The organism is Paraburkholderia sp. RL17-381-BIF-C, assembly GCF_046026435.1.
In the GTDB taxonomy this organism is placed as follows: Bacteria; Pseudomonadota; Gammaproteobacteria; order Burkholderiales; family Burkholderiaceae; genus Paraburkholderia.
Map to the genome: position 1 here is coordinate 1 of NZ_JARESX010000083.1, position 17,594 is coordinate 17,594.

The 17,594-nt window shown below is 55.7% G+C and carries 11 protein-coding genes; 4 read left to right on the forward strand and 7 right to left on the reverse strand.

Annotation, left to right across the window (positions count from 1 at the left end):
- The 3 genes from P0D70_RS31485 to mdeB form a co-directional block, all read right to left on the reverse strand.
- Nucleotides 1–597 (reverse strand): biotin/lipoyl-containing protein (locus P0D70_RS31485; protein ID WP_408187348.1); only part of this gene is annotated, 597 nt, incomplete at its 3' end.
- A gap of 115 nt (nucleotides 598–712) precedes the next feature.
- Nucleotides 713–2,194: a dihydrolipoyllysine-residue acetyltransferase gene (gene aceF / locus P0D70_RS31490; protein WP_408187349.1), complete on the reverse strand. Its 1,482-nt coding sequence runs from the start codon at nucleotides 2,192–2,194 to the stop codon at nucleotides 713–715.
- Nucleotides 2,195–2,853: 659 nt separating this feature from the next.
- A complete protein-coding gene (gene mdeB, locus P0D70_RS31495) occupies nucleotides 2,854–5,595 on the reverse strand; it encodes an alpha-ketoglutarate dehydrogenase (protein ID WP_408187350.1) in 2,742 nt (913 codons plus the stop codon).
- A gap of 152 nt (nucleotides 5,596–5,747) precedes the next feature.
- Here mdeB and P0D70_RS31500 point away from each other — a divergent pair, with 152 nt between their 5' ends.
- Together P0D70_RS31500 and P0D70_RS31505 are read left to right on the forward strand one after the other, a co-directional pair.
- The gene (locus tag P0D70_RS31500) at nucleotides 5,748–6,275 is read left to right on the forward strand and encodes an Lrp/AsnC family transcriptional regulator (RefSeq protein ID WP_408187351.1); all 528 of its coding nucleotides are present in this window, start codon (nucleotides 5,748–5,750) and stop codon (nucleotides 6,273–6,275) included.
- A 1,060-nt stretch (nucleotides 6,276–7,335) separates the two neighbouring features.
- Nucleotides 7,336–8,013 (forward strand): hypothetical protein, encoded by a 678-nt coding sequence (locus P0D70_RS31505; RefSeq protein WP_408187352.1) that lies wholly within the window; start codon nucleotides 7,336–7,338, stop codon nucleotides 8,011–8,013.
- 656 nt (nucleotides 8,014–8,669) lie between these two features.
- Here the strand turns inward: P0D70_RS31505 and P0D70_RS31510 are convergent.
- Nucleotides 8,670–9,419, reverse strand: coding sequence for a DJ-1/PfpI family protein (locus P0D70_RS31510; protein ID WP_408187353.1), 750 nt, complete (start codon nucleotides 9,417–9,419; stop codon nucleotides 8,670–8,672).
- 455 nt (nucleotides 9,420–9,874) lie between these two features.
- Entirely contained in the window at nucleotides 9,875–10,789 is a 915-nt protein-coding gene (locus P0D70_RS31515; protein WP_408187354.1) for a LysR family transcriptional regulator, read from the reverse strand.
- Between the two features lie 84 nt (nucleotides 10,790–10,873).
- Here P0D70_RS31515 and P0D70_RS31520 point away from each other — a divergent pair, with 84 nt between their 5' ends.
- Nucleotides 10,874–11,653 (forward strand): NAD(P)H-dependent oxidoreductase, encoded by a 780-nt coding sequence (locus P0D70_RS31520; RefSeq protein ID WP_408187355.1) that lies wholly within the window; start codon nucleotides 10,874–10,876, stop codon nucleotides 11,651–11,653.
- A gap of 1,278 nt (nucleotides 11,654–12,931) precedes the next feature.
- Here P0D70_RS31520 and P0D70_RS31525 read toward each other — a convergent pair.
- Nucleotides 12,932–14,491, reverse strand: a complete 1,560-nt coding sequence (locus P0D70_RS31525) for a methyl-accepting chemotaxis protein (protein ID WP_408187356.1) — start codon at nucleotides 14,489–14,491, stop codon at nucleotides 12,932–12,934.
- A gap of 419 nt (nucleotides 14,492–14,910) precedes the next feature.
- Nucleotides 14,911–16,035 carry a M20 family metallopeptidase gene (locus tag P0D70_RS31530; RefSeq protein ID WP_408187357.1) on the reverse strand — a complete coding sequence of 375 codons (1,125 nt, stop codon included), beginning with the start codon at nucleotides 16,033–16,035 and terminating at the stop codon, nucleotides 14,911–14,913.
- A 96-nt stretch (nucleotides 16,036–16,131) separates the two neighbouring features.
- On the opposite strand from P0D70_RS31530, the gene P0D70_RS31535 reads away from it, so the two are divergent.
- Nucleotides 16,132–17,568, forward strand: a complete 1,437-nt coding sequence (locus P0D70_RS31535) for an aminotransferase class I/II-fold pyridoxal phosphate-dependent enzyme (RefSeq protein WP_408187358.1) — start codon at nucleotides 16,132–16,134, stop codon at nucleotides 17,566–17,568.
- Nucleotides 17,569–17,594: the final 26 nt, after the last annotated feature.

Consider the following 17,594-nt stretch of genomic DNA (forward strand, 5'->3'; position numbering starts at 1 on the left):
CTGCGGCTTGCCGAACGTGATGCCGTGCGCGCCGAACGCTTCGGCTTCGTCCATCACCAGGGCGGTGTGCAGCAGCGCCTTCGACGGAATGCAGCCCACGTTCAGACACACGCCGCCGAGCGTCGCGTAACGCTCCACCAGCACCGTCTTCATGCCGAGGTCGGCCGAGCGGAACGCTGCCGAATAACCGCCGGGGCCCGAACCGAGCACGAGCATGTCGCATTCGATATCCGCGCGGCCGGAAAAACTACCGGATTGCGGTGCGGGTGTTGCGGCCTTTGGCGCGGCAGCAGGTGCAGGCGCCAGCGCGGCAGCGGGCTCCGCGGCCTTCGGCGCTTCCTTCGCGGGCGACGCTTCGGCGGACATTTCGACGAGCGCGATCACGGTACCTTGCGAGACCTTGTCGCCGACCTTGACCCGAACTTCCTTGACGGTGCCGGCGGTATCGTTGGGCACTTCGATGGAGGCCTTGTCGGACTCGAGCGTTATTAGCGCCTGTTCGTTCTCGATGACATCGCCCGCCTTGATATTGACCTCGATAATATCGATGTCCTTGAAGTCACCGATATCCGGCACTTTTACTTCGACGAGACTCATAGTGTCCCCTTTTCTTGTTGGTCGGCGACGAAGCGCGCGCAAACGGTGACGCACGGACGCGGATCACTCCGGGCGATCCGGCGTCCGCGTCATTGCGCACAACGTCACGTCACTATCAAAGAATCACACGCCGGAAATCGGCAAGAATCGCCGCCAGATGCGTATTAAAGCGCGCAGCTTCCGCTCCATCAATGACGCGATGGTCGAACGACAACGAAAGCGGCAGAATTTGCTTCGGGACAAACTGCTTGCCATCCCAAACCGGTTTCATCGAACTACGCGACAAGCCTAGAATTGCAACTTCCGGTGCATTGATGATCGGCGTGAAGTGCGTGCCACCAATGCCGCCCAAAGACGAGATCGAGAAGCAGCCTCCTTGCATCTGATCCGGCTTCAGCTTTCCCTCACGCGCCAGCTTCGACAGTTCGGTCATTTCCCTCGCGATATCGATCAAGCCCTTCCTGTCCGCATCGCGAATCACCGGAACGACCAGACCGTTCGGCGTATCCGCAGCAAATCCTATGTGGAAATATTGCTTGAACACGAGGTTGTCGCCATCAAGGCTGGCGTTGAACGTCGGGAACCGCTTCAGGGAGGCCACTACCGCCTTGATGACGAATGCCAGCATTGTCACTTTCACGCCGGCCTTCTCGTTTTCCTTGTTTAACTTCACGCGCAAGGCTTCAAGATCGCTGATGTCCGTCTCATCGTTGACCGTAACATGCGGAATCGTGACCCAGTTGCGATGCAGGTTCGCGCCCGAAATCTTCTTGATACGGGAAAGCGGCTTCGGATCGACCGGACCGAACTTGCTGAAGTCGACCTTCGGCCATGGCAGCAGATTCAACCCACCACCACCGGCAGCGGGCGCGGCCGCTCCCGCTGGCGCTGGGCGCTGGCCCGTCATGACGTCCTTCACGAAGGCGGCGACGTCGGCTTGCGTGACGCGGTCCTTTGAACCAGTGCCCCGTACCTGCTTCACGTCAACGCCAACTTCCCGAGCAAACTTTCTCACCGACGGCGATGCGTGGCTCGCCTGACTCGCGCCACCTTCGCCCGCCGGAATCGACGGTGCCTGGGCGAGCGCTACCGGCTGAGTCGGAGCCGGCGTTGCCGGTGCGTCCGACGGTCTTTCGATAGCGGGCTTTGCCGCAGGGGGAGCAAGAGCTACGGCCGGTGTTGCAGCACCGCCCTCACTTTCCAGCACGACGATCCCCGAGCCTTCCGACACGTTATCGCCCACCTTGACCCTCACTTCCTTGACGACGCCGGCGGCCGAGCTTGGCACGTCCATCGTCGCCTTGTCGGATTCCAGCGTCACGAGCGACTGTTCCTTCTCGACACGATCGCCAACCTTCACCGAGATCTCGATGACGGGAATTTCCTTGTAGTCGCCGATATCTGGAACGTTCACTTCCAGCAAGGCACCAGCTGCTGTCGCCACCGCAACTTGCGCAGGTTCGTCGGTCGGAGTTGCTGCAGCGGTACCGCCTTCCGCGTCTTCTTGGACTGCTATCAACGAATTCTCCGAAATTGTGTCGCCAACATTGATCCTGACTTGCCTGTCGTTACGGGATGTCGGGCACGGTTCATCCAAGTTGCTTGCCGTATTCGAAAGCAAGCAACCTCTGCTCTTCTGTTACAGAGTCACCAGCATTGGCGCATACGTCGATCACCGTCGGGTTCCTGTATTCGCCTATTACTGGCACTTCGACTTCCGTTACTGCCACCCTTTCTCTCAACACTTGCAGCAGTCGACTGGTCTTTCAGGCAGCGAAGCGGAAAACGAATTTCAGGGTTCTTGATCGAACATCGTCTCGATAACGCGTGCATCGAACTTCTCAAGACGTCGCAATTTGAGGGAAACGATGCTGCGCTCCTACCTCCACGCGTATCCAAACTTTTGCCTTCATTTACATCGACTGCCCACGCCCCACCGCAGTGGAGACGACATTTGGATCGAATTTAACTGCGGTCCTCCCGAGCTACAACGTGGACGCGGATACAGCCAGAGCGACACGCCGGAGGAAGTAGAGATTCATTACCGGTTTTCCTTTGGTTCGCTTTTCAACAGCAAGTTGAAGCAGTCCCTAGGTCTGATATAACGCAGCGCAGGAACTCACGAACCAAACCCGCCTGTCCGTATTCATAGCCCCGATCGTCTCACCCAAAGAAGCGACCAGATGCTTTTAATAGCTGTTGCTATCCTTCGATGCAACGTTCATCAGCATCGCTCAAATTCAGCGAGACAGTGGGTTACTTTAACCATGGCGCAGAGTACGTTGCCTCGTGCTTTCCATAATGTTTCCGTGCCTTATCCACCACGTCAGAACTGAGGACGCCTTCATCAAGAAGCGCTTTCAATGCGGCGATCACAATCGACTTACGGTCGACCTCGAAGAACTCTCGCAAGGCCTGACGGGTGTCACTGCGACCAAAACCATCGGTGCCGAGCGTCACATATCGGCGCGGAACGTAAGCACGGATGAGTTCGGGCACTGCACGCACGTAGTCGGTAGCGGCGATAATCGGGCCCACTGAAGCGGTTAGCGCTGTACTGACATAAGGTGCATTCGTCACTTCGCCAAGACGCGCACTGCGCTCTGAGCTCATGCCGTCTCGCTGCAGTTCAGTGAAACTTGTTACGCTCCACACGGCTGCTTCGATCTGCCAGTCGTCCCGAAGCATCTGCTGCGCGGCAATCACCTCTCCCAATATCGCGCCAGACCCCAGCAACTGGACTTTGGATTGCGAGCGCCCCTGCTCCTGTGTAACAAGTGGGTAAATGCCCTTGAGAATGCCTTCGCGTACCGTCAGCAGATCGCCGTCCGGCACCGACTGCTGTGCGTAGTTCTCGTTCATTACCGTCACGTAATAGAACACGTCGCGCTGCTGTTCGACCATCTCGCGCATGCCTTCATCAACGATCGCGGCCACTTCATACGCAAACGCCGGATCGTAAGCGCGGCAATTCGGAATTGTCGATGCCGCCAGATGGCTCGTGCCGTCCTGATGCTGCAAACCTTCGCCGCCGAGCGTTGTCTTGCCGGAAGTCGCCCCGATCAGGAAGCCGCGCGCACGCTGATCCGCTGCAGCCCAGATCAGATCGCCGATGCGCTGGAAACCAAACATCGAGTAGTAAATGTAGAACGGCAGCATTGGCAGATCGTTCACGCTGTACGAAGTTGCCGCGGCAACCCAAGACGAGACAGCGCCCGCTTCCGAGATGCCTTCTTCGAGAATCTGACCTTTGGTGTCTTCGCGGTAGTACAGCATCGAGCCGAGGTCTTCCGGCTCGTACAACTGTCCAAGTGGCGAATAGATGCCGACCTGGCGGAACATGTTCGCCATGCCGAAGGTGCGCGCTTCGTCGGCGACGATCGGCACCACACGTGGACCAACTTCGCTGTCCTTGAGCAGCGCGGTCAGCATCCGTACAAGCGCCATCGTCGTGGACATTTCTCGCCCACCCGCCTCGAGAGCGAATTGCCCCCAGGAGGACATTGCCGGAACCACCAGCCCCTTCGAGGCGACTGTCCGCCTTCTGGGCAGATATCCTCCGAGAGCCGCCCGGCGAGCATGCAGGTATTGCATTTCCGGGCTGCTGTCCGCAGGTTTGTAGAACTTCACCTGCTCGACGTCCTCGTCCGTGAGCGGCAGGCGGAAGCGGTCGCGAAACGCCTTGAGGTCGTCGAAGTCGAGTTTCTTTTGCTGATGCGTGGTCATGCGGCCCTGGCCCGACGTGCCCATGCCGAAGCCTTTCATCGTTTTCGCGAGAATCACCGTGGGCTGGCCACGATGCGCCAGCGCTTTCGCGTACGCCGCGTGCAGCTTGCGCACGTCATGGCCGCCGCGGCGCAGACGGTCGATGTCGTCATCGCTCAATTGAGCGGCGAGCGCGGCCAGTTCCGGGTTCTGGCCGAAGAAGCGTTCGCGGTTGTAGGCACCGTCGTTAGCGGAGAAGGTCTGGAACTGGCCGTCGACGGTGTGCGCGAATGCACGCAGCAAGGCGCCGGTTCGATCGCGCGAGAACAGCGCGTCCCAGTCCGACCCCCACACTACCTTGATAACGTTCCAGCCGGCGCCGATAAAGTGCGCTTCGAGTTCGTCGATGATTCGGCCATTACTGCGTACAGGACCGTCAAGCCGCTGCAAGTTGCAGTTGATGACGAATACGAGATTGTCGAGCCCTTCGCGCGCGGCCAGTGACAACGCGCCGGTCGATTCCGGCTCATCCATTTCGCCGTCGCCGAAGAAGCCCCACACCTTGCGACCATCCGTTTGCGCAAGGCCGCGATTGGCGAGGTAGCGCATGAAGCGCGCCTGGTAAATCGCGTTGATCGGACCGATGCCCATCGACCCGGTCGGAAACTGCCAGAAATCGGGCATCAACCACGGGTGCGGATACGAGCACAAGCCTGGGCCACCGATCTCGCGACGATAGTACTGCAGATTTTCTTCGGACAGGAAACCTTCAAGGTAAGCGCGCGCGTAGACGCCCGGCGACGAATGCGGCTGAAAATACACGAGATCGCCGGTACCCACCTCACCGCCCGGCGCCGAAGCGCGGAAGAAATGGTTGAAGCCGACCTCAAACAGATCCGCCGCCGATGCGTAGCTCGCGATATGACCGCCGAGTTCGCCGTATGCCTTGTTGGCGCGCACCACCATCGCGAGCGCGTTCCAGCGCAACGCCGCAGCAAGCCGTTCTTCGAGCTCGAGATTGCCGGGATAGCGCGGCTGTTGCTCGAAAGGAATCGTGTTCTGATACGGCGTGACATTGGTCCGCGTCGATTCGATGCCTAACGACAACGCATGCCCCGCAAGCTTATCGAACAGAAACTGCGCACGCTCCCGACCAACATGTGCAGCAACACCGCTTAGCGCTTCCAGCCATTCTGCGGTTTCTTGCGGATCCACGTCTTGGTGCTCCGTGCCCGCATTGTTCTGGTTATTCACCGACTGAAACTGCTGACTACCGCTGGATAAATCCGTCATGGCACTGCTCCGGGAAAGGTGCTTTCAATTCAAGGTCACATCCATCGATAGTACCGATTTGGGTGCAAAATAAGCATCTGAATTGCGTCTATCCACGAGATGCGATAGGCTATTTTTTCCAAATTTCAGCGTTGCTACGGAAAATTTCATCTATGAGCGACCAGCCCAAACGGCTAGACCGTATCGACATTGGCATCCTCAGCCAGCTGCAGCAGGATGCCCGCATTACAAACGCAGAGCTTGCCCGCTCGGTCAATCTCTCGGCAACGCCCTGCTTTAATCGCGTGCGCGCGCTGGAAAAGCTCGGCCTGTTCAAGCAGCACGTCACCCTGCTGAATCCGGAGCTGCTCGGGCTACGAATCAATGTGTTCATTCAGGTGAGGCTTGAAAAGCAGGTAGAGAGCGCTCTGTCGCGCTTCGAGCAGGCTATCGCTGAGCGCCCTGAGGTCATGGAGTGCTATCTGATGACGGGCGACGCGGACTATCTGTTACGGGTTGTGATGCCAGACATGCAAACGCTGGAACGCTTCATCGTCGACCATTTAACGAAGATTCCCGGAATCTCCAACATCCGCTCCAGCCTTGCTCTCAAGCAGGTGCAATACAAAACCGCGTTGCCGCTGCCGACGATAGGATTGACACTACCTGATCCCGACGGTGCTGTGACCGACTGGAGATAAAAAGATGCCGTGCCCCTAAGTACTCAGAGGTAGCAGATGCGATTGCTATCGATCGGCGAGAGTCTCACTCACACGCCTGAGTGTGAAAAATCGGTTGCTTAGGCTTGCTTCAATTTATCCATCGGATTACGATTCGTGCGATCCGATAGCACATGTGCAAGCCAGACCTCTATCAGTTCGTTGAGGACCGGCTACTGCGCTTCGGATCGTTGAGATACGTCGTCTGAAGTTGTCCAAGGAGTCTACAGCCTGCGCGAGTCGCAGGCTTTTTTTGCAAATTGAACCCTTTTGACCTTGTACGCGCTGAAAATGGGCAAGCCCGAGATAGCCCTGCAGCCAGTACGGGGAGGTAGTCATGTCAGAACACCAAACCGAACCCCGATGCGTATTCGACGACGAACAAGTTACCTGTTCGCAATGCGGAAATATTTACGTTGCAACTGGAAATTGCCTTCCTGGGACAACCCTACGTAATGCCGGAACGTGTATCAGCCGTTGCTATTGCCCAGTTTGCCGCCTGCCAGAAGTCGTAGTGCGCTGAGAACCACCCTGCCCATCTGTTTACGTTATGGAATCAAGTTGAGTTCAGATGAGCAGACACTGCGATCAATTTCGTGCCGCTGAGTACAGGGCGACATCGGTTCCTCTCCCGTGTCGCCAATCGATGCACGCTGGCGACAGCAACGACATAACGACATCGAACGGCACTTGCTAGTCGTGCCGTTCTCAGATAAAAGTTGCCGTGCCGAAAGCTTGAATGGGATAACAATATTAGAACTGCGGTTCATTCCGGGTTCTTCGACCGGTTTCGTATTTCGGCAACTGACTCAGTCGCCATTGCTCCCGGTTCAGAAGACTCGCATCGACCAGTCAACGGAATCGCCACGTCCTGCTTGCCGATGAAAGGACATGGCGCCCCTGGATATTCTTGTTGATCGTGGGAATCAGGAATTGTTCAACGCCTGGTCATCATGACCCGGATCGTGGAACTAGATAGCTTCAGACCGAACTGCTTACACATGTACATGTGTCGCGTACAACCGTGAGAATGAGATAAAAGATGGCTGATCGACCGTTCGCTCTTCGCTCCGTACATTTTCCGCCAGACATGGACGAAAGCTTGCGTCAACTCGCTCTGGAACTGAACCAACCGAAGGCTGCGGTAATACGCCTCTTCATCCGCTGCGGGCTTGATGCATTGAAACGCGAAGCCGGATCGGATCGACGTAAGACTGAACAATTCTTTCGAGACCGAGATACGTCTGAAAATCACGCCAAGACAGCTAGGAACGAGGCCTCTCTTGAAGGAGACCTTGTTCACGGCGGCGAGAAAAAAAAGGGAGTTCAACGGCCGAAGGACGGACATAAGGAGCTGCAGCTCAATATGCCTGCGCTATACAGCGGGTTTTATCCGGACCTGGAATATAGGCCGACATCCAGAGCCGACAGCCCTATTCCAAGTGTCCGTTTTTCGTCCGAGCCAGTCGAAATGGCAATCTCGGCAGCGGGTACTGCCTTACATAACGGAGACACGCAACTAGCTTTGGATTTAATTAGGCTTTCGATAAAACATGGGGCGAGCGAACTGTATAAACGCAAGGCGCTTGGTTTTCTCCGATTGATTGCAGAATCCGAACATCATGCCGGTCATCATGATGAAGCCCAAGCGCTGGATAGCGAAATCAATGCTGCACTAAACGAGCTGGAAGGGAAGGATTCCTCTGCGTTGGAGGATTGACGGAAAATAGCAAGACATTGACCTCGATACGACGAAGCGCCATTAGGCCATTCGAAATCGCCGAACTTCAGTTTCGAGCCACATCATACGATTTGATTAGCGTTTAAGAGAATAAGCAGCAAGGTCGTGGATAGATTGTCGAAGAGTTAACGACTCAAGACCGATGACGAGCACTGCATCGCCGGTTCGCTTGACGCACCCCCGCCGCGTCTTGAACATCGGAAACGAAAGCTATGACCTCATGCAGAGTAGCACCAGTGTAGCAACTCTTCCGGTCGTGCGAACAGCGTTCACAGCTGATCCCACTGGCGCCTCCGAATCAGCCCAATGTCATCCGTCGCACAGGAGAATCTACTTCGGGCTGCGCGTTCCTTGGACTCTCCTGCACAAACTACTGTCGCTCGAAAGAGGAACAACGAACACAGAAACTCACATGCTTGCCCACAACCGGCCCCACTCAATACCGGTGTCTCGCCCCGCCCAAAATTCAATCCGCTAGAACGTTTCTATTTCAACTTGAAAGAACTTTCTGGGCGGAACATCTCCTTGCCTCCAAACTAGTGCTTGACGGGGATAGGATAATGTTCTGATTCATGGTGCGGCCATGCACGCCGCCAGAATTCAGCGCGGACGACGGAAGATGATCTCGCCAATTATCATGCGGGTGTGGCACGGCGCGCCATATGCGCGTTCGCGACCCTTACCGCCTCCTCCGTTCGACCCCACAAGCCTGTAATCTGATCAATGATTTCCTGTCGGGCAGTACGCGGATGACCTGATTTCATTGTGGGCTGCGGGTCATACTCGAGCACGAGCTGGGTGAACTCAGCTGCTTCTTGCCCCTTGAGTTCCGCGATGACCTGGAGAGCAAAGTCGATGCCGGCGGTAACGCCGCCACCTGTAATGCGATTCCCATCGACGCAAACACGATCGTAGCTCGGCTCGATACCTAGGGCGATTAGCGGCTCATAGAACGGCCAGTAAGTAGCAGCACGATAGCCTTCGAGCAGTCCGGCCATCGCGAGGATTACAGACCCCGTGCACACAGCGGTCACATACTTTGCAGTTGCCCCGGCGCGGGCAAGGAAGTCCAATATTTCCTGGTCCTTCATGATTTCAGGCGTACCTCCGCCACCGGGCACAAACAGCACATCCAAATTGTCTGGCACTTGATCCAGTGTAATCGTCGGGTTCATCGTGACCCCCATGTCCGTCGGAACGGGCTCTAACGTCTTCCAGATGAGATGCGTATTACTATGCAAGCCGAATGCGGTCTGAGGGCCTGCAAGATCCTGCAGGGTGAAGCCCGGAAACAGTAGCATGCCAATTTGCAATGGTCGGTCTTCGATTTCGCTAGTCATAATGTCGGTCACAACGGTTTCATATTTGATGAAGATCTTCATCATAAATCTTTTCCGCGTTCGACGAGACTGGCAGAAACGACAAATAATGGTAGATTACTGCCACCACGACGATACGGCGAATTTCAGACAAACCAGGGAACAGAACACATCGGCGATGCGCCACGCGTCCTCACTAAACGAGTTTGCACACTCGACAAAGTACGTCGCCGAAAAATCGAGCGACCAGGCGGTTTTCTGTACGTTGCCTTCCGCTTCGAAATCGCCTCGCGCATTGATACACCTTAGAAACGCACGACCTGGCGATGCAGTTGCGCTACCGCGCGATGCCGCTATCGGACACATAATCGTCGGAAGCAGCCATCAGGGGGCCCAGAATTCCTACAAGCAGCTTGTCAGCCATCTTCGTCATCGACCTGTACACGCAATGAGTTGCGTCGATCCTCAAACGACTAGATTCCTGTCAGACGAGATAGGCCGGACGTTTCACTTTCTTCGACTTAAGTTCGCGACACTGCAGGATTAATCACCGAAACAATCACATCACGCACCCATTGATGTGAAGGATCAAGATGTGAGCGTTCATGCCACAACATCACCATCTCATACCCCGGTATCTCGACCGGCGGCGCTATCGACTGTAAGCCTGGCATCCTTGTCACTAACCGAGCGGGAAGCATCGCAACGAGATCCGTACTCGACAGTACATCTCTGACAAAAGTGAAGTGTGGAACCGAGAGCACGACCCGCCTTTCCAATTTAACTTGGGCCAACGCTGCATCGGTGACGCCTGAAAAGCCGCCTCCATCGGGTGACACAATCACATGCTCCAGCTTGCAGAATTGCGTTACCGACATCCGCTTATTAAGACGTGGATGACCGCGCCTACCGACCAGCACGTACTCCTCCATGAACAACGTTTTTCGCCTCAGTCCACTGGGAGCTTCGTCAGCACTATGGAATGCCACATCAATCTCTCCGAGTTCACACTGCCTTCCGATTGATCGAGGTGCGAGTTGGACAATGGCTAGTCGACTATCGGGTGCCAGCTGGCGCAGTGTAGGGAGTACCGGAAGCAGAACGGTAGACTCACTATAGTCTGTCGCAGCAATCTTCCAGGTAACGCGGGCCATCGAGGGGTCGAAAGGTTGCACAGGAGAGACAACCTCAGAAAGAGCCTGGAGTGCGTGGGCAAGCGGCTCCAGCAGAGATTGGGCTCGTGCCGTCGGCTGCATCCCCCGTGGTCCCGGCAACAGCAGTGGATCCTTCAATATTTCTCTCAGCTTAGCCAACTGAACGCTGACGGACGGCTGAGAAAGATGTAGGCGTTCTGCGGCGCGAGTGACGTTGAGCTCAGACAGCAGAACAGCAAGCGTACGAAGAAGGTTGAGATCAAGTTTTCGCAAATTGTCCATAACTATACCAGGCATTTCATAAATTCATTTTCAATATGCCAGCTCGGCGATTAACCTTAGCGCTTTCTACCGAAGAGCTGAAAGATGAAAGTCCTTATCGTTTATGCGCACCCAGAACCGCAGTCCTTGAATAGTGCGCTGCGTGATGTCGCCGTTCATGAACTCGAGGCACAAGGTCACGAGGTTCAAGTGTCCGATCTTTGTGCCATGAACTGGAAATCGGAAGTGAGTCATGCCGATTTCCCTCTGTTGGATAAACAGACACGACTGCAAGTTTCAAATGCCTCGAAAGCGGGATTCAACGCGAACGCACTGACAAAAGATGTCCAGACTGAGCAAGAGAAACTTCTTTGGGCAGACACCTTGATTTTGCAATTCCCTCTCTGGTGGTTCACGATGCCGGCAATCCTCAAGGGCTGGGTCGACCGGGTGTATTCCTGTGGCTTTGCACACGGTATCGGTGATCACAGCGACAAACGCTGGGGCGATCGCTATGGAGAGGGAAAATTTGAGGGGAAGCGCGCGATGCTCATCGTGACCACGGGTGGCTGGGAGGAGCACTATTCGCTGCGCGGGATCAATGGTCCAATCGACGATCTTCTCTTTCCTATCAATCATGGCATCCTGTTCTACCCGGGCTACACCGTACTTCCGTCGTTTGTAGCCTATAAGACTGACCGTCTCGACGAAGCCGGTTTCAGCACGCTGGAGAAGCGACTACGCCAGCGGATGCAAACGATCGACACCACGCCCCCGATCCCATATCGACGGCAGAACTTCGGTGACTACCTAATCCCGACGATGCAACTGCGCCCCGAACTCTGCTTACCCAGCGCAACTGGCTTTTCTATCCATCAGGAATAGACGACCGAAGGATTCGCGCGCAAGCACAGCCAGAAAGGCGAAGCTTAATCCAAATCAACGAAGGCAGCACGTGTGGTTCGAAGCTCCAAGAGTTGGCGAGCAGATACGAGATTTCGCCAATTGTTCGTCTTATTCGACATGTGTTTTCGAGAAGCACACTATATTGCAAGTCGAATATTAGGTACCATCGCACCATCAATGGTCAGCATCACGGTGCCTTGATGGGTTGTCGACGTGTCGGAATCCGCGTCGGTATTTGGCGGCACGAAGGTGCAATTCTCCTACCCTGCCCTTCTTAAGTCGCGGCGCACGGCCCCTGTCGTGCGCCTTTTTTTCGTGACGATAGCTGCGAAGAGGTTGTCTCTGTTATAGCAACGAATTCACGTATGGATTTTGGGTCTACATTTTTTTAATACGAGTTCGCCAGTTTCGATCAGCTCTTTTTCCACATGGAATACCGTAGTTAAAAAATAAAAAGAGCTCGTACGACATACCGGAGGTTGCATCCAAGCATCTTGGATGCAACATGATTCGAAATTGACGTGCTAGTGACGCATCGAGCAACAGCGCTAACCTAGATCGCGGTATTGCCTCGTGAGCGATGTCGCAAGACCTTGGTGATTTCGGCGACCGACCCACCATGGCGAATCACCGCCGTCGCCGGACCGAGAAGAAATAGATGCGCTGCGGCATGCGGGGGGAATCCGCCTCGCGCAACCGCCAGACTGACGTATCGAGCGCAACTATCAAGACCCGAAACAGGATTTCGGTCTCGCCCATCACAAGGGACGAGGCTGACGTACTTTCTCTACGCCCCCCTGACTATCGCTGCATATGGATTTCTGATGACACAGCGCCTCAGGATGCGCTCCGAAGGGCGCAATAAAAAGCTTCCTCGAACGCGCGCTACCTGCTCTTCCCCGGATTACGTCCCTGGCGGCAGGCCAGCACGCTCAACGCCACACTTCTAATCGATGGAACTCATCGTGTACGGCGATAGACTGCGTAACAAACAGTGCACCAACACGCGATTGGTAGCATTCCTTTCAATACACAAGTACATTGCTTGCATCAAATTATCGGACAAATTTCCGTCGATAACGGATAAACAATCGCGCTCTTGGTATCCAGACGTGACGCTTGATCCGCTGACGTGACCAAAGCATGTGCACGCGCGATTCACAGAAATATCAAAAGCTCATGTTGCTATCAGTTGCACGCACTCTCGCGGGGGAATGGTTGGGGGCCGACTCGGAAACCGCACGCCATTCCACACCATCACGACGATACAAGCCGAAACGCCGAGATAGCTTGCGTCAGTTGCCGCCCCTGCTCTTCAAGCGAACGAGATGCAGCTGCGGATTCTTCCACAAGCGCTGCATTCTGCTGCGTGACATGATCCATCTGCGCGACCGCATTGTTAACCTGTTCAATTCCAGCATGCTGTTGTTCTGAAGCCGCCGATATCTCGCCCATCAAATCGGCTACGCGTTTCGTAGACTCGACAACCTCATCAATGGTGGCGCCGGCTTCATCTACGAGCTTCGATCCCTCGCTAACTTTCCCCACTGACTGATCAATGAGATCCTTGATTTCCTTTGCAGCGCTGGCGCTGCGCTGAGCGAGGTTACGGACTTCTGAGGCAACAACTGCAAAGCCACGCCCCTGCTCACCCGCCCGCGCTGCTTCTACTGCAGCATTTAACGCCAGAATGTTAGTTTGGAAGGCGATACCGTCTATGACGCCGGTAATCTGTTCAACTCTCGTGGATGTGCTAGAAATGTCCCGCATGGTCTCAATGACGCGCCTGACGACTTTACCGCCTCGTGCGGCAATTTCCGACGCATTCACTGCCAACGAGTTGCCTTGACGGGCATTGTCTGTATTGTGTCTCACCGTCGCTGTAAGTTCCTCCATACTCGCAGCCGTCTCTTCTAATGATGCAGCCTGCTGCTCGGTTCGCGATGAAAGATCCATGTTGCCGGCCGCGATCTCGTTGGCTCCAGTCGAGATTGACTCCGCCGCGCGATGTATCTGACGAACCGTTCCGGAAAGCTGTTGCTGCATTTTATCCATTGCGTAGAGCAAACTTCCCTTGTCATTTTTGCCCAGCTCAAACGTCGCTGTCAGGTCACCAGACGCAATTTGCTCGCAAAGATTCGCAGCGTAGTCAGGTTCACCGCCAAGGCTCGTCTTGATACTTCGGATCAGCCAGAGCATGCCCAGCGTTATAGCGAGGCCAATCAGGCCAACCAGGACCAGGTTTCGGAAGAGGGCTTCCCGGAACGCCACATCGATATCGTCAATGTAGACCCCCGTGAATAGGTGCCAGTCCCAACCCGGGAACGTATCGCTATAGCTCAGCTTTGGGACGGGAGCATCGTCTCCATGTTTTGGCCAAACGTAGGTGCTGAAATGGCTGCCGCCTGTTGAAGAACTCTTGATAATTTCGACGGCGATATGGGTCCCACGCGGATCGACCAAATCAGTTTGGTTCATCGACTCAAGCTCTGGCTTCGGTGGAACGAGTATCGCAACTGCCGAAGAATCGTAAATGCCGAAGTATCCACTGTGATCGGGGCCGTATCGCAGTCCACGCAGCGTCGCGATCGCGAGCCGTTTCGCTTCGTCAAGTGGCAGTTCGTTTGCGGCCGCCCTCTTCTGGTAGTAAGCGACGACTCCCATTGCAATCTGCGTCTGCTGTGCTAGCGTCCCTTTTCTATCGTCCAGCATCGACGTACGTGTCATGATCGCATTCGCTACGACCATAAGAAGAAGAGAGATCCAAAGCAAACCTACGATACTCCACGCCTTCCAGCTCAACGACATTTGCTTCATGGTTTAAAGACCCCGTGGTTCAAGCTATTAAAATTGCAAAGAGGCAGCTCGCTGCTACTCAACCCTCAGGTGTTAACGGACGATAAAGACAACTCTGAAGCCGGCTTTTCATTTCAACACAGTCAATAGAAAAGGCGTTGTCGAGTCTTTTAATCAAAAAGCGACCTGATTAGCCTGCATCGCCATGCACGTCACCCTGAAAAGCGCATCACATATGGTCGTTGTCTCGTAGATTGTGCGTGCCCGCAATCACCGAATTCTGAAGTCTTTCCACGCCACGTAATGCATTCGGGCGATTGGCGAGCGCATGCTGCTGGCCGCACAAATAGCTACATAGCAACGCCACTTCACCAAGGGACCTAATGTCGACCTGTCATTGGCCGCGCGTGCGTCACCTTGGAATTGAGCGCTTTTTCGAATCATCGCCATTCGCCAAGCAGTCGCCCATAGATCTCCGTGCATTGCAGTATTCGCTCGACACTTACCCACTCGTCAGTCTGATGTGCACACGAAGGTTCACCGGGTCCAATTATTGCGGTAGGCACATCGCCGAACAGTCCCCGAAGAACGGGCCCATCACTGAAGTACGCGACGGTCGTTTGATTCGCCGTGCTACCGGTGACATCGGAAGCGACGTCGCTGACCTGGCGCAGCCAGGCGTTGTCCATTGCGTTCAGCAGCGGCGGAACGTCAACGCGCGCACGTAGAGCGACCTTGCTTCCGAGATAGACACCAAGATCTTCCAGGAGCACAGCATGGTCCAGGCCGCCGACCGTCCGGACATCGATCGAAAACGAGGCGCGGTCCGGAACGGAGTTGACGTTGAGGCCACCCGAGATCGTGCCGACGTTAAAGCTCGGCTTGCCGAGCAGGGGATCGTCGGACGTCCGGAAGTCGAATGAACGCAGTCGCTGCACAGCATCTGCAGCGTGATAGATCGCGTTTTCCCCCAATTCCGGCATCGCACCGTGCGCCGTCTTACCGAGACTTTGTGCGTCTATCCAGAGTGCACCCTTATGACCAATCGCGCATTGGTTGGCGGTTGGTTCTCCGACAATCATCGCGCCGACCCGGTGCGCCGACCAGTCCAGTTCAGCAAGTCGCTTTGCACCGTCGCAACCTGTTTCTTCGCCTGCGGTCAGGACCAGCAGCACTCGAGGAAGTGCGTCGTGACGAACGCGGTACTGCTCAAGCGCGGCAATGAACGCTGCGATCCCGCTTTTCATATCCGAAGAACCTCTCCCAAACAGTCGGTCGCCTTCGATGTGCCCGCTTGTCGGACTGCCGCTCCAAGAGGCAGCGCCGAACGGTACCGTGTCGAGATGTCCAGTGAAACAGAGTCGCGGACCGGACTCTGCGGAATCGTAAGCGATCAGGTTGGCTCGCCCGGGCTCGAATTGGTGGAGAATCGTTCGTAACCCAAGTGAATCCAGCAGCAACTGAAGAGAACGCGCGAGTTCCAGTTCGTCGCCCGGAGGATTGACTGTTTGCGCCTGTACCATCAGCTGAGTCAGGCGGATCGGGTCAAAGGTATCAATTTTCATGCTTCACTCTCAACTTGAGATATTGGACGGGCCGATGGATGCGAGACGTTCTACGTCAAGGCTGGTCGCCCTTTTTGTCCCAGCATCGGATAGACTATGTATGAAATCGTTTGTCGACAGGCCCTTGCCGTCGGCTTTGCGCGTCTGCGTCACCATGTCATTACCAGAGAGGATTCCGTGCTTGACTTCGCCATTGACCTCGAAAGGATCGCCGTATCGGAAGGCAAGACCGATGCCATTCGGCGCAGGATAGAGCGCGCGATCATCGAAGAACGTCTCAAACCGGGAGACACGCTTCCGACGGTGCGAGCCCTTGCTGACGATCTCGGCATCAATAAGAACACTGTGGCGGCTGCTTACCGGCAGCTTCGAGAAAGTGGGCTCATATCGGCGGAGGGGCGCAAGGGATCGGCAGTCGCACGGCATGCATTGCTTGCGGCTTCGCGCGAGATAGACGCCGGCGCGATGCAGACAATGGCGGTGCGGGACGGAAATCCGGATCCGTTGTTCCTGCCGGATGAAGGCGAGATCCGTGACGCGCTGGGCCGTATCAGCGTTGCGCATCATCTGTATGGCGAGCAACGCAACGACGTTGGCTTCGTTGAATGGGCGCACGCCCAGTTTGTCGACGACAGGATCGATGCGCGCAGCGGCATTTTCGTTTCCGTTGGCGCGCTTGATGCGATCGAGCGAGCGCTCACCGTGGCGAGGCTGCATCCAGGTGACTCCGTTGCAGTTGAGGACCCTGGGTACATGAGTGTGCACGGCCTGGTGCGTGCGATGCAACTTGAGCCTATCTCGCTTGACATCGACGACGACGGGGTGACGCCGACCAGTCTCCGCAAAGCGATCAAGGCCGGCGCAAAGGCGGTAATTGTCACGAGCCGCAGCCACAATCCATCCGGTATCGTGACCTCGCGCTCGCGTGCCGCCGATCTGAAAAAGTTGATCGGAGATGGCGGCGACGTGCTGTTCATAGATGACGATCATACGAACGTGTTGCGACTTGCGGGGTATAACCCTTGGCATATGGGTGCTCGAAGGTGGCTCACTATCCGCTCCCTCTCCAAAGCGCTTGGCCCGGACTTTCGCGTTGCCTATTCGACGGGCGACGCGCAGACGATTCATCAACTCGAACAAAGACAGGGCCTCGGAATGGGATGGGTTAGCAACCTGCTACAACGCCTCGTGCGGGAACTGCTCGGGACATCTTCCGTGCAGCGCAAGATCGCCGCTGCAGGAGACGCCTACCGCGAGCGTCATCATTTGCTGACCACGGCACTTAAAAAGCGTGGCTTCGACGTGCGTACCGGAGCCGGGCTGAACGTATGGATCCCGGTTTCCAATGAACACGAAGTCACGCCGAGGCTCTTCGAAGCGGGCTGGCTTGTGCGTTCCGGGCGTGACTTCTGTTTTGGAGAACCGAGCGGGATTCGCGTGACGGCCGCCCGGATGACAACCTCGACGATCTTGGGGTTCGCTGACGCGCTAGCGAAGGCACACAAGGACGCGTCAACAACCTTGATTGCCTGATACAAGGGCGTCTGCGGGTACAAATC